This is a genomic window from uncultured Roseobacter sp. (genome assembly GCF_947488185.1).
In the GTDB taxonomy this organism is placed as follows: domain Bacteria; phylum Pseudomonadota; class Alphaproteobacteria; order Rhodobacterales; family Rhodobacteraceae; genus Roseobacter.
The window spans coordinates 685778-707215 of sequence record NZ_CANKYM010000003.1 but is presented as its reverse complement, the minus strand read 5'-3'; the positions used below and the strand labels follow the sequence as shown (position 1 = coordinate 707215).

Here is a 21438-nt window from a genome sequence, read left to right as displayed (position 1 = left end):
TCAACGATCAACCTCCCCGAAGACCACGTCCATGGTTCCGATGATCGCCGCCACATCCGCCAGTTGGTGGCCGCGCGACATGTGGTCCATGGCCTGCAGGTGCAGGAATCCGGGCGCGCGGATTTTGCAGCGGTAGGGTTTGTTGGTGCCATCGGCCACCAGATACACGCCGAACTCGCCCTTGGGCGCCTCGACCGCGCAGTAGACCTCGCCTTCGGGCACGTGGAAGCCTTCGGTGTAGAGCTTGAAGTGGTGGATCAGGCTTTCCATCGAGGTTTTCATGTCTGCGCGGCTCGGCGGGGTGATCTTGCCACGCGCAAGGATGTCGCCCTGCCCGTCTGGCGCGCGCAGTTTCTCAATCGCCTGATGGATGATCGAGACCGACTGGCGCATCTCTTCCATCCGCACCAGATAGCGGTCATAGCAGTCGCCGTTCTTGCCGACGGGGATCTGGAAATCGAACTCGTCGTAGCATTCATAGGGCTGCGCGCGGCGCAGATCCCAGGCAAGGCCGGAGCCGCGCACCATCACACCGGAAAACCCGTATTCAAGGATGTCTTCCTCGGTGACGACGCAGATATCCGCGTTGCGCTGCTTGAAGATGCGGTTCTCGGTCAGCAGCCCGTCGATATCGACCATAAAGCCGGTCATGAATTTCTTGGCCCAGGCCTCGATATCGTCGAGCAGCTCTGGCGTGAGGTCCTGATGCACACCGCCGGGCCGGAAATAGGCCGCGTGCAAACGCGCGCCGCAGGCCCGCTCATAAAAGATCATCAGCTCTTCGCGTTCCTCGAAGCCCCAAAGCGGCGGGGTCAGCGCGCCCACGTCCATCGCCTGCGTGGTGACGTTCAGCAAGTGGTTCAAGACGCGCCCGATCTCGCAGAAGAGCACGCGGATAAGGCTGGCGCGGCGGGGGACTTCCACGCCCGTCAGTTTTTCGATGGCCAGACACCAGGCGTGCTCCTGGTTCATCGGTGCCACATAGTCGAGCCGGTCGAAATACGGCAGGTTCTGCAGGTAGGTCCGGCTTTCCATCAGCTTTTCGGTACCCCGGTGGAGCAGCCCGATATGCGGGTCGCAGCGTTCCACGATCTCGCCGTCAAGCTCCAGCACCAGCCGCAGCACGCCGTGGGCCGCCGGGTGTTGTGGTCCGAAGTTGATGTTGAAGTTGCGGATTTTTTGCTCGCCCGTGAGGGCGTCTTCAAAGCCTTTGGTGCCGTCCATCATTGTGTCGTCCTCAACCCATTTGGGGGAACTGGCGTAACAACGCCGTTGATATTGTTGACTTTCCAGGGGACGTGGAATCCCCCGCCATCAGGAATCAGCTTTTTTTTAAATTGCGCCAAGCTCACAGATGTGGCGGCTGCCAATCCAGCCAAAAACGCTCCCAATTCTCCGAGAAACTCAAACCACATCACCGCTTCTCCAGTTCCTGCAGCTTCAGGCCCATCCACCACAGCAGGGCAATTGTGCCCAGCGGGATCAGGCAGGCCGCCGCCCAGTATTTGTTGATGCCGAAAAACGGCAGCAGCTTGATCATCGGGATCGCTGTCAGGGCCGAGAGGATCAGCCACCACATGCCGTCCATTACTTGGCCTCCTGCTTTTCATCTCCCGGCAGGATGTATTCCGCGCCCTCCCAGGGGGACATAAAGTCGAACTGCCGGTATTCCTGGACGAGGCTGACGGGCTCGTAGACCACGCGCTTCTGTGCCTCGTCGTATCGCACTTCGGTGTAGCCGGTGGTCGGGAAATCCTTGCGCAACGGATAGCCGCGAAAGCCGTAGTCCGTGAGGATGCGCCGCAGATCCGGATGGCCGGAGAAGAGGATGCCGAACATGTCGAACACTTCGCGCTCGAACCAGTTGGCGGAGGGGTGCACCGAGATGATCGAGGGCACCATGGCATCCTCGCGGATGCTCACCCGCAGGCGAATGCGGTGGTTCTGGTACATCGACAGCAGGTGGTAAACCACGTCGAAGCGCTTGGCGCGGCCGGTGTAATCCACCGCCGTGATGTCCACCAGCGAGGAGAACTGACACGTCGCGTCGGCCTTCAGAAACTCCGCCAGACCGGTGATGTTCGAGGGCGTCACGTCGAGGTTCAGCTCGCCATGGGTCACGTCCCAGGCCAGCACACAATCGGTGCGTTTGGCCTCGATATACGCGCCCAGCTCTTTCAATGCGTCAGACATGGGGCCTCCTCAGCGTACGATTGTGCCAGTGCGGCGGATTTTGCGTTGCAACTGCATGATGCCGTAGAGCAGCGCCTCCGCCGTCGGCGGGCAGCCGGGCACATAGATGTCGACCGGCACGATGCGGTCACAGCCGCGCACGACGGAATAGCTGTAGTGGTAGTACCCGCCGCCATTGGCACAGGACCCCATGGAGATCACATAGCGCGGCTCGGGCATCTGGTCGTAGACCTTCCGCAGCGCGGGCGCCATCTTGTTGGTCAGCGTGCCGGCCACGATCATCAGGTCCGACTGGCGCGGGCTGGCGCGAGGTGCCGTGCCGAAGCGTTCAAGGTCATAACGCGGCATGGAGGTGTGCATCATCTCCACAGCGCAGCAGGCCAGACCAAAGGTCATCCAGTGCAAGGAGCCCGTGCGCGCCCAGTTGATGATGTCCTCTGTCGAGGTCAGCAGGAACCCTTTGTCCTGCAATTCACGGTTCAGATCCTGCGTGGCGACGTCGCGGTCTACACCGGCGACGTTGGCTCCGGCGGCTACTGCCATTCCAGCGCTCCTTTTTTCCATTCGTAGGCAAACCCGATCGTCAGCACCGCGAGGAAGACCATCATCGACCAGAAGCCCACCATCGAGATGTCCTTGAAGGCCACGGCCCAGGGGAAGAGGAAGGCGATCTCGAGATCGAAGATAATGAAGAGGATCGAGACGAGGTAAAACCGCACGTCGAATTTCATGCGCGCGTCGTCAAAAGCGTTGAACCCGCATTCGTAGGCAGAGACCTTCTCGGGGTCCGGATTGCGCACCGCCAGCACCACGGCGGCCAGGATCAGAACAAGGCCCAACCCTATGGCAACAGCCAGAAACATCAGGATGGGTAGGTATTCCCGCAGCATCTCGTCCAAGGGTTGGCTCCTTTTGTCTGCTCTGACGTGCGACACGCCATGCTGCCCCGCAGCGACTGGGGCTGCAAAGGGTTTACGCCGCTCCTCCGGCAGGGTCAACAGATGCCGCCCCGGAAAACCCCTTGATTTGGTTGCATTCCGGCAAGCGGCGTTAGCGCTGTCATTGTGCGTATTTCCGCTCAAAAAGCCAGTGTAACCGGACATATGTGATCTGATGTCACACCCAACCCGTACACAGTGTCTACGACAGGGAAACAAGGCCACTCCGGCCTTGCATGAATACGACCAAACATCAGAAGGACAGACCATGAACAGACGTTCCGCCCTCAAAGCGACCCTCGCCGCTGGCGCTCTCGCCGCCCTCACCGCCTGCGCACCTGCGCAACAAGGCAGCGATATTGTAGATATCGCGGCGTCCAACGGCAATTTCAATACGCTGGTCGCCGCCGTTCAGGCCGCAGGCCTTGAGGACACGCTGCGCAGCCCCGGCCCGTTCACCGTCTTTGCCCCCACGGATGCGGCATTTGCCGCACTGCCCGCCGGTACAGTCGAGAGCCTGCTGCTGCCTGAGAACAAGGATCAGCTGGTCAGCATCCTGACCTATCACGTGCTGCCGGGCGCAGTTCAATCGGGTGATGTACTGGGTTCGGTGACCAATGTCGCCACAGTGCAAGGCCAGACGGTGCGCGTCGACGGCACGGGCGGCAAATTTGCCGCCGCGGTCCGCGTGAACGATGCCAATGTGACGGCGGCAGATATTCTGGCGACCAACGGCGTCATCCACGTGATCGACAAGGTGCTGCTGCCAAACTAGTTCAGGCCCGGACCAGACCTGTAAGAGAAACCCGCCAGCACAGTCTGGCGGGTTTTTTGTTGGGGTTTAGGATGATCGACGATGACAACCCGACCGGCCAAACCTGTTATCTCGTTCACAAAAGACATCAATTGCGGTCAAGCGCGCCACCCGTATTCTGATGCAGTGTGTCCAGGTGAACCACAGGAACGCACCATGGCCTTGCTCGACAAACTGATCTGGCAGATCGAAGCCCATCTCGACGGGCCACTTCCCCTCAACCAGTTGGCGGATCGCTGTGCTGTCAGCACACATCACATGTGCCGCGTCTTTCAGCGCGCCAGCGGTATGTCCATCATGTCATACGTCAGGGCCCGCCGCCTCTCCGAGGCCGCAAGAGCCATTGCAACACAAGATGTGGACATTTTGCCGGTGGCGCTTGATGCCGGATATGCGTCTCACGAAGCGTTCACACGTGCCTTCGCCCGCTACTTTGGCGTGCTGCCGAGCACGGTGCGAAAGGCGCGCTCCCTCTTACCCCTTACCCTCATGGAGCCATTAGAGATGAAAAAAGAAATGATTGTAGATGTTGCAAAGCCCGAAATTCGCAATCGCGCAGGCTTTCGTGTCGTTGGCCTGAGCGACAGGTACAGCTTTGAGAATATCGCCGGTATACCAAGCCTTTGGCAAACCTTGAACAACCGCAGCACCGAGATTGAGACAGCTGTTCCCGGAGTAGCTTATGGTGTTAGCTGCGATGAAGATGGCACCGGGTATTTTCGCTACCTTGCCGGTGTCGAAGCGACAGAAAAGGCGCAGGGCATGGATTTCGTGGATATCCCGGCCAACCGCTATGCCGTCTTCATCCACGACGGGCACGTGTCCGATCTTCCAAAAACCGTTTACACAATCTGGAACAAGGCACTCACAGATGCGGGGCTTGAATCCGCCTCCGCACCGGATTTTGAGTGCTACGGCCCTCGCTTTGATGCCGAAACCGGACGTGGCCGCGTGACAATCTGGATTCCTTTGACCTGATTGGTACGTGGTCTTGAGAAAGCTGCCAGTTCAGGCCCCCCACCCTGACCTGGCGCCTTACTTTGACCTCGCGCGCCCGTACTGTTCGCAAGTCTGGCTGCTGCCCTGACCTTTACTAAGATGTCATCCATCCGGGCTTACGCTTCTCGAAAAACGCCCCAATGCCTTCGACAGCCTCCGCACTCTCCCAGCGTGCCGATAGGGCGGCAATCGTGTGCTCGACGACCGCGTCGTCAATGCGCGGTCCCAGATCGCGGGCCAGCTGCTTGGCCGCTGCTACCGCACCGGGCGCGCAGGCGAGATAGGGCAGCACCTCCGCCTCCACCGCCTCGGCCAGTGCCTTGGCAGGCACAACGCGGGCCAGAATACCCAATTCTGCCGCCTCTGCCGCGCCAAAAATCCGCGCCGACATGAAGACCCGCCGGGCGCGACCCTCGCCCATGCGGGCCAGAACATAGGGCCCGATGGTTGCAGGGATGATGCCGAGCCGCGTTTCGGTAAACCCGAACTTGGCGCTGTCCACTGCGATTGCCGCATCGCAGACGCAGGCCATGCCGACCCCACCACCGAAGGCATTGCCCTGCACCGCCCCGATCAGCGGTTTCGGCAGGGCGTTGAGCGCGCCCAGCATCGCCGCCAGTTTGCGTGCCTCTGCGGATCGTGTCTCCGCATCCATCTCGCGCTGAGCCTGCATCCACGCCAGGTCACCACCCGCGCAGAAGCTCTTGCCCGCGCCCGTCAGAACAACAACACGCACCGCTTTATCCGCGCCCAGATCGGCGGCCGCCTGTGTCAGTTCCGCCAGCATCAGGGCCGACATCGCATTATGCTTTTCCGGCCGGTTCAACGTCAGTGTCGCCACGCCACGCGCATCTGTCTCAATCGTCAAGGTCTCAAACATCTAAGCTCTCCAGTCCCGGCACGGCGCGGCCCGCGCGCACCCAATCGTCATAAATCCAGACCATGCGGTCCACGAACCATATCTTGGGCAGCGCCGTCAGGATCATCCCAAAGACCGCCCCTTCCCACCACAAAACGTAGAGACCCCAGATCATGATCCCCGCGCCCGGCAAGCTCAGCGCACTCAGCACAGCCGCAACCCGCCGGTGATGCGCCGCGATCTCGCTCCGGTGCGTCAGGAAGATACGCTCTCCCAGCACGCCCCGGCTCGCCCAGCTATCGAGACGTTTGGGCGGCGGAAAAGCACGCGGGTTGATCCAGATCCAGAGCAGCGCCAGCACGATGGGGATCAGCGCCCAGACCCCCAGCCAGACCCGGCTCCAGATCGCCAGCACCAGCAATGGCAGGGCGGTCAGCATCCGCGTCCAGACCGACCACGGGTTTGCGTGACGCAGCCAGACCGCATCATCCATGGACATCAGCCGTTCCGCGCCTTTGAAGATATCCATACCTGTGCCGTCAGCCTTCGCGCATGGCGCGCGCCATCTCTGCGGCTTCCTTGATCACGTCGATGTCGAGCCCGGTGTCATACCCCAGCGCAGTCAGATGCGCTGCCACGGCTTCGGTTGCCACATTGCCCGCTGCCCCCGGCGCGTAGGGGCATCCGCCCAAACCACCAACGGCCGCATCAAAGACCCGCACGCCGAGGCTGAGCGAGGTGTCGATGTTCTCAATCGCGCGTCCATGAGTGTCGTGGTAGTGGCCTGCAAGCCGCCCCACTGGCACCACGTCGCGCACCGCCAGCAGCATGCGCGCGATGCTGTCGGGCGTGCCCGCGCCGATGGTATCGCCAAGGCTGATCTCGTAACATCCCAGGGCGAACAGCCGGTCGGCCACGTCGGCCACGGCAGCAGGGGCCACGGTCCCGTCATAGGGGCATTCGACCACGCAGGAAACATAGCCGCGCACCGGCAGATCGATATGACGCGCCTCTTCAAGGATCGGCTCGAACCGGGCGATGCTCTCGGCGATGCTGGCGTTGATATTGGCCTTGGAAAAACCTTCTGAGGCGGAAGCGAAAACCGCAATCTCATCGACACCCGCTGCCTTGGCATCCTCGAACCCGCGCGGATTTGGCGTCAGCGCCGCATAGCGCACGCCCTCGGCACGGCTGATCCCCGCCATGACGTCTGCTGAGCCCGCCATCTGCGGCACCCATTTGGGAGAGACAAAGCTCGCGACCTCGATCCGGGAGAACCCCGCACGGCTCAGGCAATCGACAAGCGCCACCTTTTTGGCCACGGGGATATCCCGCTTTTCGTTCTGCAGCCCGTCACGCGGGCCGACCTCGAAAATCTCGCAAGGCCCCAAGCTCATATCTCATCCTCCCCGGTATGGTCTGGCCTAGTCTACAGGCCAGGGCGCGTAAAAGTCTTGCGCATAAATCCCGTCGCCCGCTGGCAGCGACGCTTGGAACCCCTCGCGCGCCGTGATCCGTGCATACCACGCAGCCGTCGCCGGAAAATCGTCCAGCGTCGCGAAATGCCGTGCCATGTAAACCGCCTGCCCCACCGAGATATCAGCGGCTGTAAAGCCTGACGTCAGGAGGTAATCGCGTTTCTCGCCGGGGGTGCTGAGCCCTGCTTCGATTGCCGCGTAGCATTTGCGCACGCGCGCGGCCTCCAGTTTCATCACGACGTGGCTGCGCATGTGATCTTCATAGAGCGCCACGTGCTGCTGGGTCAGCGCAGCCGCGTGCTGGCTGATCGTTTCCGCAAAATGCAGCCAAACGAGCCAACTCATCCGGTCGAACGACCCAGGGCTCCGGCCCAGCCCGTCCGGGCTGAACCGCTCGCACAGATACTGGGTAATTGCGCCGGTTTCGAACATGTGTTCGCCATCGATATCAAGGGCGGGTACACGGCCCGCAGGCGAGAGCCTCAGAAACTCAGGACTGCGCAGGGTGCGATCAAACGGGTAGCTCTGCACCTGGAACGGCACATCCAGTTCATGCAGCAGCCAGAGCGTGCGCATGGACCGGGTCTGCGGACAATGATGCAGGGTGATCATGCGCTCTCTTCTGCCTCCAGCCTTATGAGTGCGGCCCCCGCTTCGACCTGATCGCCGGCGCTGGCAAGCACCTCGGCCACCACGCCGTCGCGGGCCGCCAGCAGCGCGTGCTCCATCTTCATCGCCTCCAGCACGGCCAGGCGGTCGCCTGCGCTGACGGCCTGGCCGATGGCGGCGTCGATGGTCTTCACGAGGCCCGGCATCGGCGCTTCGATGAGGTTGCCGTCCCCGGCTGCCCCACCCGCCTGATCCAGCGGATCGATGTAGGTAAAGAAAAGCCCATAGTGATCAAAAACCGTGATGTCATGGCCTGCCGCCGCCACCTGCGGTGCGACATGTCCGTCAAAAACCCACTGACCGTTGCGACGCTCCGCCAAGACCTGCGTGCCGGCCACGTCCCAGCGCTGTTGGTCGGCAGAGAGCACCTCGACCGAAAGCGCATGCGTTTCATCGCGCCAGAGCAGCTGCACGCTGCGCCGCAGGGGTGCCCACAGCGTGAACCCGGTGCCGGGATCAGGGTCGGTCAGGTCAAGGGCGGCCATGCCTGCCAGTGCCAGATGCCACGGCTGCGCTTGCGGAATTTCCATAAGCGCATCGATGTCGCGAGCAATCAGTCCGGTGTCAACGTCACCCTGACCAAAACCCTTGTGCGCGGCCAGCGCGCCGAGAAAGGCCAGGTTGGTCACCGTGCCTGCAACCTCGCACCCGGCCAGCCCCTGCCGCAGGCGCGCGAGTGCGACAGCGCGGTTCGGCCCATGCACGATAACCTTGGCAATCATCGGATCGTAAAACGGGCTGATGGTGTCCCCGGCGCGTACGCCACTGTTGGCGCGCACCATCTCGGGAAAAAGCAGATGGCTCAGCGTGCCTGTTGCAGGCAGAAAGCCTGCGGGCACGTCCTCGGCATAGAGCCGCGCTTCGAACGCATGTCCGTTGATCGACAGTTGGTCTTGCGCGGTCGGCAGGCCTTCGCCTGCAGCCACCCGCAGCTGCCACTCCACGAGATCGACGCCCGTGATCGCCTCTGTCACAGGGTGCTCGACCTGCAGGCGGGTGTTCATCTCCATGAAGAAGAAGCCATCAGGCCTGAGCCCGCCCGATCCGTCCACGATGAACTCCACGGTTCCGGCGCCGCTGTAGCCAATGGCCTCCGCCGCACGCACCGCCGCATTCCCCATGGCACTGCGCATCTCCTCGGTCATACCGGGCGCTGGCGCCTCTTCGATCACCTTCTGATGGCGGCGCTGCAGGGAGCAATCGCGTTCAAAGAGATGTACCGCCTGCGTTCCGTCGCCAAAGACCTGCACTTCGATATGACGCGGTTGCGTCACGAACTTCTCGACCAGCACGTCCGGATTACCAAAGGCGGTCTGCGCTTCGGATCTCGCGGAGGTGAGCGCGGCGGCGAATTCACTTTCTTTCTCGACAAGCCGCATGCCTTTACCGCCCCCCCCCGCGACGGCCTTGATCAATACAGGATAGCCGATCTTTTCGGCCTCCTGCGCCAGCAAGGCATCGTCCTGATCCGACCCGTGATAGCCCGGCACCACCGGCACGCCTGCCTCGACCATGAGCGCCTTGGCCGCGTCCTTGAGTCCCATGGCGCGGATCGCGGAAGCGGAGGGTCCGATGAAGACCAGGCCCGCGGCTTCGACGGCCTCGACAAAATCCGGGTTCTCGCTGAGAAAACCATATCCGGGGTGAATGGCCTGCGCGCCACTGTCCAATGCGGCCTGAATAATCACCTCGCCCCGCAGATAGCTTTCCGCCGGGGGAGAGTTCCCGATATGCACCGCCCTATCCGCCATCGCGACGTGTTTCGCCCCGGCATCGGCGTCGGAATACACGGCGACGCAGCCCACACCCATGGCCTGTGCCGTTTCCATGACCCGGCAGGCGATCTCGCCCCGGTTGGCGATCAGGATCGTGTCAAACATTTCCATTCTCCAAATCTGGCCCTGAGCCGATGGAAGGCCTTATACGCTCGTTGATCCGACGCGAAACCGCGCCCGATGTGCCACCGTGCCTCTTCGCGCCGCTCTGATGAGCAGCTACCGTGGATCTGTGCTCTGCATCTGCCACGGGCCACCTCACATCCGGAAGACGCCAAACCGCGTCTCCTCTATCGGAGCATTGAGCGCTGCGGATAGCGACAGGAAGAGGACATCTCGGCTCTTGCGCGGGTCGATCACGCCGTCATCCCAAAGCCGCGCGGAAGCGTAGAGCGGGTGGCTCTGGCGCTCGAACATATCAATGGTCGGTTGTTTAAAGGCGGCCTCGTCTTCGGCAGACCAGCTCTCGCCCGCGCGTTCGATCGCATCCCGTTTGACCGTGGCCAGAACGCCTGCAGCCTGCGGCCCGCCCATGACCGAAATGCGGCTGTTGGGCCAGGTCCACATGAAGCGTGGAGAATAAGCGCGCCCGGCCATGCCGTAGTTGCCTGCGCCGAAGGAGCCACCCACCAGCATGGTTACTTTCGGTACATTGGTCGACGCCACAGCCGTGACCATCTTGGCCCCATGCCGCGCAATCCCCTCGTTTTCATATTTGCGACCGACCATGAAGCCGGTGATGTTCTGCAGGAAAACCAGAGGGATCGCGCGCTGTGAGCAGAGTTCAACAAAATGCGCACCCTTCTGGGCGGCCTCCGAAAAGAGCACACCGTTGTTTGCGATGATCCCGATGGGGCAGCCCTTGAGATGTGCAAATCCGGTCACGAGGGTTTCGCCGAAACGCGGTTTGAACTCATCGAACCGCGAGCCGTCCACCAGCCGCGCAATCACCTCGCGGATATCGTAAGGCGTGCGCAGATCGGCGGGCACCACGCCCAGGATTTCCTCGGGCTCGTAGGCGGGCTCTTCGGGGCTTTCCCATTGCACCGTTGCGGGCTTGCCGCGGTTCAGCGAGACTAATGCCCGCCGTGCCAGCGCCAGTGCATGTGCGTCATCCTCTGCCAGATAGTCCGCCACACCGCTGAGACGTGTGTGCACATCGCCACCGCCCAAGTCCTCGGCGCTGACGACTTCACCCGTCGCCGCCTTCACCAGCGGCGGCCCGGCGAGGAAAATCGTGCCCTGATCACGCACAATGATCGTCACATCGGACATGGCGGGCACGTAAGCGCCGCCCGCCGTGCAGGACCCCATGACCACGGCAATCTGCGGGATACCCAGCGCCGACATCCGCGCCTGATTGTAGAAGATACGGCCAAAGTGATCGCGATCAGGGAAGACCTCATCCTGATTGGGCAGGTTGGCCCCGCCGCTATCGACGAGGTAAATACAGGGCAAATGGTTATCTTGCGCGATCTCCTGCGCCCGCAGGTGTTTTTTCACCGTCATCGGGTAATAGGTGCCGCCCTTCACGGTGGCATCGTTGCAGACCACCATGACCTCTTGCCCCTGCACTTGACCAACACCGGCGATCACCCCGGCGCAAGGCGCCGCGCCATCGTAAAGCCCATGCGCCGCCGTCGCCCCCACTTCGAGAAACGGGCTGCCGGGATCGAGCAGGTTCGCCACCCGCTCGCGCGGCAGCATCTTGCCCCGGCTTACGTGGCGCGCGCGGGACCGCTCCCCACCTCCCAATGCAGCTGCGCCGGCCGCCTCGGCGATCTCCTCCAATGCCGCCAGATGAGCGGACCGATTGGCCTGGAAGCCTTCCGAGGCGGGCAAAGCCTGTGATGTCAGTTTCATGGAACCTCCTTCATCGCAGGACCTCGCCCGCGCGGCATTTTCATGTCTGGGGGACGCCGGGTTGCGTCCTCCCGTCTGGCATGTCCAGCAACCGCCCAAAACGGTCTACCGGATAGTCGAACTGTCGTCCCGCCTGCGTGCATCGGACGATGATCCAGACACCCTCGCCCGTGCCCGGCAAACCGGTGCAGTCGGTCAGAAGCGCCGTAGAACCGGCCTCCTCCAGATAGCGCTGTGCGTAGGTATTGATTACGTCGGATTCCGAAATGGTGACGGCGATCCACCCAAGCCGAAATGCCCAGATCGCAACAGCAACCACCAGCAGGGCCAGAGGGGTAAACCATAACCATCGCGGCATCAGCGCCAGGGACCGAAGGGCCGTTTTGCACCTTCCGCCGCATCACTTTTGCAGATCCTCAGAACCGGTTTCCGAACGGCTCTTCGCACCTGCGGCAATTTTGCACAGCCCGTCTTCGCACTCTCTTGATCTGCATCAATGCCCACACGTCGGGTCCGGCGCATCAGGGGCCAGAATTCAAAAACGGAAAGAGAAAGATCATGAAGATCACCATCAAAGCCCTCCTCCTGACCAGCGCGCTGGCGCTTGTCACAGGCCCCGCGCTGGCGCAATCTCAAGGCGATTGGACAATCGGTGTTGGTGTCGCCACCGTGAACCCGAAATCCGGCAATGGCACCCTTGCTGGCGGCGAGGCGGACATCGATGACGATGTCAGCTTTACCTTCACCTTCGAATACTTCATCCGCGACAATCTGGGACTCGAGTTGCTGGCGGCGACCCCGTTCGAGCATGACATCTCGATTGCCGGCATCGGCGCGGCTGGCAGCACCAAGCATCTGCCGCCCACCCTGTCTGTCAACTATCACTTCCCCAATGCAAGCAAGTGGAAACCCTATGTTGGCGCGGGGATCAACTACACCACTTTCTTCGAAGAGGAATCCCCGTTGGGCACCCTCGAACTGGATGATTCCTGGGGTGTCTCGCTGCAGGCCGGCGTCGATTACCAGATCAGCGATGCAGGGTCCTTGCGGCTGAACGTTCGGTGGTTTGACATCGACACTGACGCCACTCTCAACGGTGCATCCATCGGCACTGCCGAGATTGACCCCTTCCTCTTTGGTGTGGCCTACGTCCACAGGTTCTGACGCACAGGAGGCACGCAAAAGGGTTGATCCGATTTCCCCCATTGGGTCAGCCCATCGCCGCCATTAACTCGCGGCCCACAAGCATGCGCCTGATTTCAGAAGTGCCTGCGCCGATTTCCATCAGCTTCGCATCCCGGAAGAGCCGCGCCACGGGGCTATCGTTCAAAAACCCCGCGCCGCCCATGGCCTGCACGGCCTGATGCGCCTGTTTCATTGCCTCCTCCGAGGCGTAAAGACAGCAGGCCGCCGCATCCTGACGGGTTACATCCCCGCGGTCACAAGCCTTGGCCACCTCATAGACATAGGCACGCGCGGAGTTCATCGCCGTGTACATATCGGCGATCTTGCCCTGCATCAGCTGGAAATTCCCGATGGGTTGGCCGAACTGCTTGCGCTCGGAGAGGTACGGCATGATCGCATCGAGGCAGGCCGCCATGATGCCGGTGCCAATGCCCGCCAGCACAACCCGTTCGTAGTCGAGGCCTGACATCAGCACGCGCACGCCTTTGCCCTCCTCGCCGAGCACATTCTCGAAAGGCACCTCGACATCCTCAAAGATCAACTCGGCGGTATTCGACCCGCGCATGCCCAGCTTGTCGAAATGCGGGCTCGTGGAAAACCCGGTCATCTCCTTTTCGATGATGAAGGCGGTTATGCCTTTGCTGCCCGCCTCCGGGTCGGTCTTGGCATAGACCACCAGCGTATCCGCGTCCGGACCGTTGGTGATCCAGTATTTGGTACCGTTCAACCGGTAGTGGTCGTTGCGCTTCTCAGCGCGCAGCTTCATCGAAACCACGTCCGATCCCGCGCCCGCTTCGGACATTGCCAGCGCACCCACATGCGTCCCGGAAATCAGGTCCGGAAGGTATTTCTGTTTTTGCTCCTGCGTGCCATTCAGCTTGATCTGGTTCACGCAAAGATTGGAATGTGCGCCATAAGACAGCGACACCGACGCGCTGGCGCGGGCGATTTCCTCAATAGCAACGGTGTGGGCCAGATAGGACATGCCCGCCCCGCCAAACTCTTCATCGACGGTAATGCCAAGCAGCCCCAGCTCCCCCATCTCCGGCCAAAGCTCCGGGGGAAAAGTGTTTTTCTCGTCGATATCTGCTGCCATCGGCTTGACGCGGTCCTGCGCCCAACGGTGCACCACGTCGCGCAGCGCACCCACGTCCTCGCCCAGATCGAAAGCCATGGTTGCCATAAACATCGCGCCGCCCTCCCGTCAGAATTTATTGAACACGCGTTCATAAATGACACATGCCCCCTGATTGGTCAAGATAACACGCCGCCCCGTGCGTGTTACTCGGCCGCAGTCGATTGCGTCTGATAGACCGCGCCGACCTCTGCCCGGATGATCCGCGCAATCAGGTCACAGTCCTCCAGAGAGAACGTCAGGGGCACGCGCATGTCCACGATCCCCGCCAGTACCCGGTCGGAATCGGGCATCTGCGGTGTCTCGGCATAGCGCCAGCTGTCGTAGCGGCTGGTAAAGCCCAAAGGCTCCGGCGCGCCGAACCACTTCAGTTCCACCCCGCGATCCGCGCAGCGGGCCAGAACCCGACGCACATCATCGGCGGCCCAGTCGAGCAGCAGGAACTGGATGGAGGATCCGACAATCGTTTCCTCTTCGGGCCGGTCGATGACGGTCAGCCCCGGCGTACCCCGCAGCCCGGCCTCCAACCGGTAATACCGATCGTTCCACCGGGCACATTGCGTTGCCAGATCAGCCACCTGCGGCCGCAGGATTGCCGCGCGCAGGTTGTCCATCCGGCCCGAGATGTTCGGCGTTTCATAGCGGATGGTCTCAAAGGCTTCTTTCGGCGGGGCCGCCAGATGGCGTTCATAGAGCATATAGGAGCCGGACAGCATCACCGCGCGGGCGGCCACCTCTGAATCATCCGTCACCAGAAACCCGCCCTCGCCGGAATTGACATGTTTGTAGGTTTGGCAGGAATAGCAACCGACCAGACCGTGCTGCCCTGACGGAACCCCGTTCCACGCCGCACCCATCGTATGCGCGCAATCCTCGATCACCTTGATGCCAGCTGCGTCACAGATCGCCACCAGCGCCTCCATGTCGCAGATATGACCGCGCATGTGGCTGAGCAGCAGCACCTTCGCCTGCCCCGCCTTGGCCCGCAGATCATCCAGATCAATGGTCAGGGCTTCGGTCACGCCGACAAACACCGGCTTGGCCCCCTGGGCGGCGATGGCCCCTGGCACCGGGGCCAGCGTGAAGGCATTCGACAGCACCGGATCGCCGGGCTGCACGCCCAGCGCGCGCAGGGCCGTGGCCATAGCATACCCGCCCGAGGCCACGGCCAGGCAGTATTTGGCACCAACGGCTGCGGCGAACTCCTGTTCCAACAGGGCCGTTTCGCTGATCTCTTCGGCGGAGGTGTTGTAGCGGTGCAGCCGACCATGGCGCAGCACCGTGAGCGCCGCCTCGATACCGGCTTCGGGAATGGGCTCCTGCTGGGTGAAGCTGCCCTTGAAAATCTCTGTCATCTGACACCCCTTGGTTGATTGCAGCTTTGCCGATGGCCCCGGCCCCGGTCAAGCCAGCAGACGGTCCACCATCTGCGGCAGATCGGCGTAATCCGCCAGCAGGCCTTCCGGTTCCAATGCCGCCATATCGCCCCCCGCCGGGCCAAAGGTGACCAGCACACAAGGCACCTGCGCCGCCCGCGCTGTGTTTCTGTCGGTATCTGAATCGCCGATCAGCACCGAAAGCGCAGGTTCTCCCCCGGCGCGCCGCACCGCCTCATAGAGCGGCGCCGGATCCGGTTTGCGCACAGACAAGGTGTCAGCGCCGACCAGCGAGGCAAAGGCATCCCTCACGCCCAGCTTTTGCAGCAACGCCTCCGCAAGGCCCTCAGGCTTGTTGGTGCAGATGCCAACGCCATAGCCGCCGGTTTTCAATCGCTCAACCGCCTCCATTGCCCGCGGATAGACCTGCGTGTGGACGTCGATGGCCGCACCATAGGCCTCCAGCAAATGGGGATAGTAGTGATCAATTGTCGGTTCCATTTCCTCGCGACCAAGACGCGTCAGCCCGGCACGCAGCATCGCCCGCCCGCCGCGCAGGGCCGTGCCCGCATCAGCATCGGGGTCCAGCACATCGCCTTCACCCATGGCCCGGAAACAGTGATTGGCCGCCGCAATCAGGTCGCCACTGGTGTCGGCCAAAGTCCCATCCAGATCGAAAATAACAGTTTTCATGCCCGTTCTCCGCCTCATCCTTGGGCGAATGACCGCCCAGACATGTTGCAAGCCGCAACCTTCTTTGATGCCTGCGTGGCTTGCGCCGCTGCGCCAGACGGATAAACAGGGCCGAAGCAGAACACAAAGAGAAACGACATGAAAACCGCTTTGGTCATCCTCGCCGCAGGCAAAGGCACCCGGATGAACTCGGACCTGCCCAAGGTCCTCCACCCGCTCGCAGGGGCGCCGCTTTTGATCCATGCGATGCACGCAGGCGCGCGCCTGATGCCCGAAAAAACCGTCATTGTCGCGGGGCATGGTGCTGACCGGGTGCGGCGTGCCGCACTCAGCCACGATGCATCCGTCGAGATCGTGTTGCAGTCTGAACAGTTGGGGACCGCACATGCCGTGGATCAGGCGCGCGCGGTACTCGAAGGCTTCGACGGTGATGTTGCGGTACTCTTTGGCGACACTCCGTTTTTGCAGGCGGAAACCCTCGAGCGCATGCTCGCCGCCCGGGCAGAACACGACATCGTTGTGCTCGGATTTGATATCGCCGAAGTGCAACCGCGGTACGGGCGCCTGATCATGCGGGGTGACCGGCTGGAGCGTATAGTCGAGTACAAGGATGCCACCGAAGAGGAGCGCGCCATTCGCTTTACCAACAGCGGGTTGCTGCGATGCGATGCGAAACTCCTCTTCGAACTAATTGCGGAAGTGGGCAATGACAATGCGTCAGGTGAATACTATCTGACGGAGGTTGTGGCGCTGGCCAACGCGCGGGGCCTCTCCGTGACGGCGGTCAAATGCGATGAAACCGAAACGCTTGGCATCGACAGCCGCACCGATCTGGCAGCCGCCGAAGCCGGGTACCAGGCCCGTGCGCGTACCAAGGCTTTAACAGATGGTGTGACCCTGCCCGCACCCGATACCGTGCATTTCGCCTTTGACACCGTGATCGGGCGCGACACGGTCATTGAGCCAAATGTCGTCTTTGGTCCCGGCGTCACCGTAGAATCAGGCGCGACCATCCGGGCGTTTTCGCATCTCGAAGGCTGCCACGTGGCCCGTGGCGCGGTTGTGGGGCCATATGCCCGGCTGCGCCCCGGTGCCGAGCTCAGCGAGAACGTGCGGGTCGGCAATTTCGTCGAGATCAAGAACGCGCAGATCGGCGAAGGCACCAAGGTCAATCACCTCAGCTACATCGGGGATGCCACGCTTGGGGCGCAGACCAACGTCGGCGCGGGCACGATCACCTGCAACTATGACGGCGTTCTGAAACACCGGACCGAGATCGGCGACAATGTCTTTATCGGCTCCAACACAATGCTGGTCGCTCCGGTGTCGATCGGAGACCGTGCCATGACGGGCAGCGGATCGGTCATCACCTCGGATGTGGAGGCCGATGCGCTGGCCATCGCCCGCGCGCCGCAGGTCGAGAAACCCGGCATGGCAACGAAATTGTTCGATATCTTAAAGGCCAAGAAAGCCAAACTGCAAAGAGGCAGCTGAAAATGTGTGGAATTGTAGGGGTCCTGGGCAGTCATGAAGTAGCGCCCATTCTGGTGGAAGCACTAAAACGGCTCGAATACCGCGGCTATGACAGTGCCGGGATTGCCACGGTCGAAGACGGCATTCTCGACCGGCGTCGCGCTGTCGGCAAGCTGGTTAATCTTTCGGACTTGCTGGTACATGAACCGCTGACCGGAAAGTCGGGCATTGGTCACACGCGGTGGGCGACACATGGCGCACCCACCGTCGTCAATGCGCATCCGCATCAGGCAGGCCGCGTCGCCGTGGTACATAACGGGATCATCGAGAATTTCCGCGAATTGCGGGCGGAACTGGCCGAGCATGGCGTTGAGTTCGTGACGCAAACGGACACCGAAACCATTGCTTTGATGACCGAACACTACATGACGGAAGGCTCGGACCCGGTCGAAGCAGCCAGCAAGACGCTGGATCGCCTGACCGGCGCTTTTGCCCTCGCCTTCCTGTTTTCGGGTGAGGACGACCTGATCGTGGCAGCACGGAAGGGCTCGCCGCTGGCCATTGGTCATGGCGACGGCGAGATGTTCGTGGGTTCGGATGCAATTGCGCTGGCACCGCTTACCGACCGCATCAGCTATCTTGAAGAGGGCGACCGCGCCATCATAACACGCACCGGTGTCGAAATTCGCGACGCGCATGGCACACTGGCCAATCGTCCTGTCAAAACCGTGCAAATCGGGGATACACGGATCGACAAGGCAGGCCACAAACACTTCATGGCCAAAGAAATTGCCGAGCAGCCGACGGTTATGGGGCAAGCGCTCGGGAACTACCTGGATGCGAACGGCGAGATTACCCTGCCCGACCCCGGCATGGATTTCTCAAAGGTGGACCGTCTGACGATGGTTGCCTGTGGCACCGCCTCCTATGCCTGCCTCACGGCAAAATACTGGTTTGAACAGATCGCGCGCCTGCCGGTTGACGTCGATGTCGCCTCCGAATTCCGCTATCGCGAACCGCCCGTGCCGGCGCGTACTACCGCGCTTTTTGTCAGCCAGTCGGGTGAAACCGCTGACACGTTGGCGGCTCTGCGGTATTGCGAAGGTAAAGCAGACCGCATCGTCTCTGTGGTGAACGTGCCGGAAAGCTCCATCGCGCGGGAAAGTGATCTGGTGCTGCCGATCCATGCCGGGGTCGAGGTCGGCGTCGCTTCCACCAAGGCGTTCAGCTGCCAGCTTGCGGTACTGCTCATTCTGGCGCTCAAGGCCGCGCGGGATCGCGGTGAAATCGACGCCGAAACGCTGGCCGATCACCTGTCGGCCCTGCGCGGCATGCCCAGCATGCTCTCGACCGCGTTGGAAGCGAACAAAGCAATGCAAAAGGCCGCGCTCAAAATAGCCGAAGCACGTGATGTACTGTTTCTGGGACGCGGCATGATGTTCCCGCTGGCCCTTGAGGGCGCGCTTAAACTAAAAGAAATCAGCTACATACACGCAGAGGCTTATGCTTCGGGCGAACTCAAACACGGCCCCATCGCCCTTGTCGACAAATATGTGCCGGTCGTTGTAATGGCACCCCGCGATGCGCTTTTCGACAAGACCGTCAGCAACATGCAGGAGGTCATCGCCCGCAAGGGCCGCGTGATCCTTATCTCCGACAGGCAGGGGATTGAGGAGGCTGGCGAAGGCACCTTTGCCACCATCGAACTGCCCACGGTGCCCGACATCATGACGCCGATCCTCTATGCGATCCCGGCGCAGCTGCTGGCCTATCACACCGCTGTGGCCAAGGGCACGGATGTGGACCAGCCCCGCAACCTTGCCAAATCCGTCACGGTGGAATGACCCATGGCTAAGCAGTTTGATGCGCTGAGCGACGCGTTGATCCGCTTTATCGATGCCCAGCACATGTTCTTCGTGGGCTCTGCCGCGCCGGAAGGTCGGGTCAATATTTCCCCCAAAGGCATGGACAGCCTGCGGGTGCTGAGCCTCAACCGCATTGTCTGGCGCAACCTCACAGGCTCCGGGAACGAAACCGCCGGTCATCTGGCGCAAATCAACCGGATGACTCTGATGTGGTGCGGGTTTGAAACTAAACCGATGATCCTGCGCTGTTACGGCAGCGCCAAAACTCTGCACCCCAGGGATACGGAATTTGACGCGTTGAATGCGCTGTTTCCAGCCTCACCCGGCGCGCGACAGATTTACGATGTTGCGGTGGATCTGGTCCAAACCAGCTGCGGCTACGCCGTACCCTTCATGGAGCACAAGGGCGAGCGCGACGTGCTCAGCAAGTGGGCGGACGACCGGGGTGCCGAGGGTATCTCCGACTATTGGGAGACGCGCAATCAGACCACGATTGACGGCGCGCCCACGCATATTCTGGCGCAGGGCAGCGACTGAGGTTACGAGCTGACGTCCACGGTGACGAGATCGGCAAGGCTGACCTCCAGCGCCCGCATTGCAGAGAGGGACATGCGGCTGCCGGCGGTTGCAGGCCCCTCAATCGGGATCAGCGTGACGGCGACGGATTTGCCGGTTGCCGGATTTCTCACCCGTCCGGCCGATTGAGCGCTTACAAGGGGCGTCTTCAACCAAAATCCGGGCTCGGATGGGCTGCCGAGGGAGGCCACGGTTTGCCCCAACGCCCGGCCCGCCCCGCGTGATCGGGTGGCGGCCACGCGCTCCTCGGCCGTCGACTGGTCCAACGCTTCGGCTGTCCGTGCGGAACCGGTCGGAATGGCCTGCGTCTGTGCAGGCGCAGAGACGGCGGGTTCTTCCAACAGATCACCACCCCCCAAAGCCAAGTTAATCTGGTTCAGCTGCGCACAGGCCGACAGGCTCAGCACGACGGCAAGGGCAGTCAGACGAAATGAAAGGATGCGGGACATGCTCTCTCTAAACCATAGCCGCCATTCAGCATCAATGGCGTTAACCTCTTGCTGCGCCTGCCCGGGAGGATTACCTATAAAGATATGACAGTCCCATTGATTGATCCCTTTGCCCGCGCCATCACCTACCTTCGGGTGTCCGTCACAGACCGGTGTGACTTCCGATGTGTCTACTGCATGTCCGAGAACATGACCTTCCTGCCGAAAAAGGAGTTGCTGACGCTGGAAGAACTTGATCGCCTGTGTTCCACCTTCATAGGGCTTGGCGTGGAAAAGCTGCGGATCACCGGGGGGGAGCCTTTGGTGCGCAAGGGCATTCTGACTTTCTTCCAGGGCATGTCACGACATTTGGAAGCGGGCACGCTGAAAGAGCTGACGCTGACCACCAACGGCAGTCAGCTGGAGCGCTTTGCCACCGATCTTTATGCGGCGGGTGTCCGCCGGGTGAATGTCTCGCTTGATACGCTGGATGAGACGAAATTTGCGGAAATCACCCGCTGGGGCCGCCTGCCACAGGTGTTGCGCGGGATCGATGCGGCTCAGGCTGCCGGGCTGCGGGTGAAACTGAACGCGGTCGCCCTGAAAGGGTTCAACGAGGACGAACTGCCCTACATCACTGACTGGTGCGCCAAACGCGATATCGACCTGACCTGGATCGAGGTCATGCCCATGGGGGATATCGGGAATGAAGACCGGCTGGAGCAGTACTGGTCGCTGAAAGATGTCCGCGCGCGCTATGCGGAACATTACACCGTGACCGATCTGGCGGAACGCACCGGCGGCCCCGCGCGCTACGTGCGGCTGGAAGAGACCGGGCAGAAGATCGGCTTCATCACCCCGCTCAGCCACAATTTCTGCGAAAGCTGCAACCGGGTGCGCGTGACCTGCACCGGCGAGATTTTCATGTGCCTCGGACAGGAAGACGCCGCCGACCTGCGTGCCCCCCTACGCGCACATCCGGATAACGACGGTCCGTTGGAAGACGCGATCCGCGCGGCGATTGCCCTCAAGCCCAAGGGGCATGATTTCGACTATTCGCGTCAGCGGCTGGATGGGCAGATGCCACGCCACATGAGCCATACAGGCGGCTGAATACGT

At 61.6% G+C, this 21438-nt stretch carries 24 protein-coding genes; 7 read left to right on the top strand and 17 right to left on the bottom strand.

What is annotated here, in order from left to right; translation table 11 throughout:
• The 6 genes from Q1A52_RS14620 to Q1A52_RS14595 are packed head-to-tail and all read right to left on the bottom strand — an operon-like array spanning position 1 to position 3092.
• The gene (locus Q1A52_RS14620) at positions 1 to 1224 is read right to left on the bottom strand and encodes an NADH-quinone oxidoreductase subunit D (protein WP_300017333.1); all 1224 of its coding nucleotides are present in this window, start codon (positions 1222 to 1224) and stop codon (positions 1 to 3) included.
• Positions 1224 to 1415: a hypothetical protein gene (locus Q1A52_RS14615; RefSeq protein WP_300016742.1), complete on the bottom strand. Its 192-nt coding sequence runs from the start codon at positions 1413 to 1415 to the stop codon at positions 1224 to 1226. The genes Q1A52_RS14620 and Q1A52_RS14615 overlap by 1 nt, the downstream gene beginning before the upstream one ends.
• A complete protein-coding gene (locus tag Q1A52_RS14610) occupies positions 1415 to 1588 on the bottom strand; it encodes a hypothetical protein (protein ID WP_299826936.1) in 174 nt (57 codons plus the stop codon). The genes Q1A52_RS14615 and Q1A52_RS14610 overlap by 1 nt, the downstream gene beginning before the upstream one ends.
• Positions 1588 to 2193, bottom strand: coding sequence for an NADH-quinone oxidoreductase subunit C (locus Q1A52_RS14605; protein WP_300016739.1), 606 nt, complete (start codon positions 2191 to 2193; stop codon positions 1588 to 1590). The genes Q1A52_RS14610 and Q1A52_RS14605 overlap by 1 nt, the downstream gene beginning before the upstream one ends.
• Positions 2194 to 2202: 9 nt before the next feature.
• A complete protein-coding gene (locus Q1A52_RS14600) occupies positions 2203 to 2736 on the bottom strand; it encodes an NADH-quinone oxidoreductase subunit B family protein (RefSeq protein ID WP_300016736.1) in 534 nt (177 codons plus the stop codon).
• Positions 2727 to 3092, bottom strand: coding sequence for an NADH-quinone oxidoreductase subunit A (locus Q1A52_RS14595; RefSeq protein WP_195820540.1), 366 nt, complete (start codon positions 3090 to 3092; stop codon positions 2727 to 2729). The genes Q1A52_RS14600 and Q1A52_RS14595 overlap by 10 nt, the downstream gene beginning before the upstream one ends.
• A gap of 307 nt (positions 3093 to 3399) precedes the next feature.
• Between Q1A52_RS14595 and Q1A52_RS14590 the strand changes: the two genes are divergently transcribed.
• Together Q1A52_RS14590 and Q1A52_RS14585 are read left to right on the top strand one after the other, a co-directional pair.
• On the top strand, positions 3400 to 3906 hold the full coding sequence (locus Q1A52_RS14590) for a fasciclin domain-containing protein (protein WP_300016733.1): 507 nt from the start codon (positions 3400 to 3402) through the stop codon (positions 3904 to 3906).
• Positions 3907 to 4101: 195 nt separating this feature from the next.
• Entirely contained in the window at positions 4102 to 4923 is an 822-nt protein-coding gene (locus Q1A52_RS14585; RefSeq protein ID WP_300016730.1) for an AraC family transcriptional regulator, read from the top strand.
• A gap of 115 nt (positions 4924 to 5038) precedes the next feature.
• On the opposite strand, the gene Q1A52_RS14580 is transcribed toward Q1A52_RS14585, so the two are convergent.
• The 7 genes from Q1A52_RS14580 to Q1A52_RS14550 form a co-directional block, all read right to left on the bottom strand.
• Complete coding sequence (locus Q1A52_RS14580) at positions 5039 to 5824, bottom strand: crotonase/enoyl-CoA hydratase family protein (RefSeq protein WP_300016727.1); 786 nt, start codon at positions 5822 to 5824, stop codon at positions 5039 to 5041.
• Entirely contained in the window at positions 5817 to 6332 is a 516-nt protein-coding gene (locus Q1A52_RS14575; protein WP_300016724.1) for a DUF6653 family protein, read from the bottom strand. Before Q1A52_RS14575 ends, Q1A52_RS14580 begins: the two co-directional genes overlap by 8 nt.
• 10 nt (positions 6333 to 6342) lie before the next feature.
• Positions 6343 to 7200, bottom strand: coding sequence for a hydroxymethylglutaryl-CoA lyase (locus tag Q1A52_RS14570; RefSeq protein ID WP_300016721.1), 858 nt, complete (start codon positions 7198 to 7200; stop codon positions 6343 to 6345).
• A gap of 27 nt (positions 7201 to 7227) precedes the next feature.
• On the bottom strand, positions 7228 to 7893 hold the full coding sequence (locus tag Q1A52_RS14565) for a glutathione S-transferase family protein (RefSeq protein ID WP_300016718.1): 666 nt from the start codon (positions 7891 to 7893) through the stop codon (positions 7228 to 7230).
• Positions 7890 to 9830, bottom strand: a complete 1941-nt coding sequence (locus Q1A52_RS14560; protein WP_300016715.1) for an acetyl/propionyl/methylcrotonyl-CoA carboxylase subunit alpha — start codon at positions 9828 to 9830, stop codon at positions 7890 to 7892. The genes Q1A52_RS14565 and Q1A52_RS14560 overlap by 4 nt, the downstream gene beginning before the upstream one ends.
• A gap of 153 nt (positions 9831 to 9983) precedes the next feature.
• Positions 9984 to 11588, bottom strand: a complete 1605-nt coding sequence (locus Q1A52_RS14555) for a carboxyl transferase domain-containing protein (protein ID WP_300016712.1) — start codon at positions 11586 to 11588, stop codon at positions 9984 to 9986.
• A gap of 40 nt (positions 11589 to 11628) precedes the next feature.
• A complete protein-coding gene (locus tag Q1A52_RS14550) occupies positions 11629 to 11946 on the bottom strand; it encodes a hypothetical protein (RefSeq protein WP_300016709.1) in 318 nt (105 codons plus the stop codon).
• Between the two features lie 200 nt (positions 11947 to 12146).
• On the opposite strand from Q1A52_RS14550, the gene Q1A52_RS14545 reads away from it, so the two are divergent.
• Positions 12147 to 12752, top strand: coding sequence for an OmpW family outer membrane protein (locus tag Q1A52_RS14545; protein WP_300016706.1), 606 nt, complete (start codon positions 12147 to 12149; stop codon positions 12750 to 12752).
• 46 nt (positions 12753 to 12798) lie between these two features.
• Here Q1A52_RS14545 and Q1A52_RS14540 read toward each other — a convergent pair whose 3' ends face one another.
• The 3 genes from Q1A52_RS14540 to Q1A52_RS14530 all read right to left on the bottom strand — a co-directional run bounded on the left by Q1A52_RS14540 (position 12799) and on the right by Q1A52_RS14530 (position 15977).
• Positions 12799 to 13962, bottom strand: coding sequence for an isovaleryl-CoA dehydrogenase (locus Q1A52_RS14540; protein WP_300016703.1), 1164 nt, complete (start codon positions 13960 to 13962; stop codon positions 12799 to 12801).
• A gap of 92 nt (positions 13963 to 14054) precedes the next feature.
• Complete coding sequence (locus Q1A52_RS14535; RefSeq protein WP_300016700.1) at positions 14055 to 15263, bottom strand: aminotransferase class I/II-fold pyridoxal phosphate-dependent enzyme; 1209 nt, start codon at positions 15261 to 15263, stop codon at positions 14055 to 14057.
• 48 nt (positions 15264 to 15311) lie between these two features.
• Positions 15312 to 15977: an HAD-IA family hydrolase gene (locus Q1A52_RS14530; RefSeq protein WP_300016697.1), complete on the bottom strand. Its 666-nt coding sequence runs from the start codon at positions 15975 to 15977 to the stop codon at positions 15312 to 15314.
• Between the two features lie 138 nt (positions 15978 to 16115).
• Here Q1A52_RS14530 and glmU point away from each other — a divergent pair, with 138 nt between their 5' ends.
• The 3 genes from glmU to Q1A52_RS14515 are packed head-to-tail and all read left to right on the top strand — an operon-like array spanning position 16116 to position 19852.
• Positions 16116 to 17471, top strand: coding sequence for a bifunctional UDP-N-acetylglucosamine diphosphorylase/glucosamine-1-phosphate N-acetyltransferase GlmU (glmU, locus tag Q1A52_RS14525; RefSeq protein ID WP_300016694.1), 1356 nt, complete (start codon positions 16116 to 16118; stop codon positions 17469 to 17471).
• 2 nt (positions 17472 to 17473) lie between these two features.
• The gene (gene glmS, locus Q1A52_RS14520) at positions 17474 to 19294 is read left to right on the top strand and encodes a glutamine--fructose-6-phosphate transaminase (isomerizing) (RefSeq protein ID WP_300016691.1); all 1821 of its coding nucleotides are present in this window, start codon (positions 17474 to 17476) and stop codon (positions 19292 to 19294) included.
• Positions 19295 to 19297: 3 nt separating this feature from the next.
• Positions 19298 to 19852 carry a pyridoxamine 5'-phosphate oxidase family protein gene (locus Q1A52_RS14515; RefSeq protein WP_300016688.1) on the top strand — a complete coding sequence of 185 codons (555 nt, stop codon included), beginning with the start codon at positions 19298 to 19300 and terminating at the stop codon, positions 19850 to 19852.
• 2 nt (positions 19853 to 19854) lie between these two features.
• On the opposite strand, the gene Q1A52_RS14510 is transcribed toward Q1A52_RS14515, so the two are convergent.
• Positions 19855 to 20340: a hypothetical protein gene (locus Q1A52_RS14510; protein ID WP_300016685.1), complete on the bottom strand. Its 486-nt coding sequence runs from the start codon at positions 20338 to 20340 to the stop codon at positions 19855 to 19857.
• A gap of 84 nt (positions 20341 to 20424) precedes the next feature.
• Between Q1A52_RS14510 and moaA the strand changes: the two genes are divergently transcribed.
• Positions 20425 to 21432 (top strand): GTP 3',8-cyclase MoaA, encoded by a 1008-nt coding sequence (moaA, locus tag Q1A52_RS14505; protein WP_300016682.1) that lies wholly within the window; start codon positions 20425 to 20427, stop codon positions 21430 to 21432.
• Positions 21433 to 21438 lie beyond the last annotated feature (6 nt).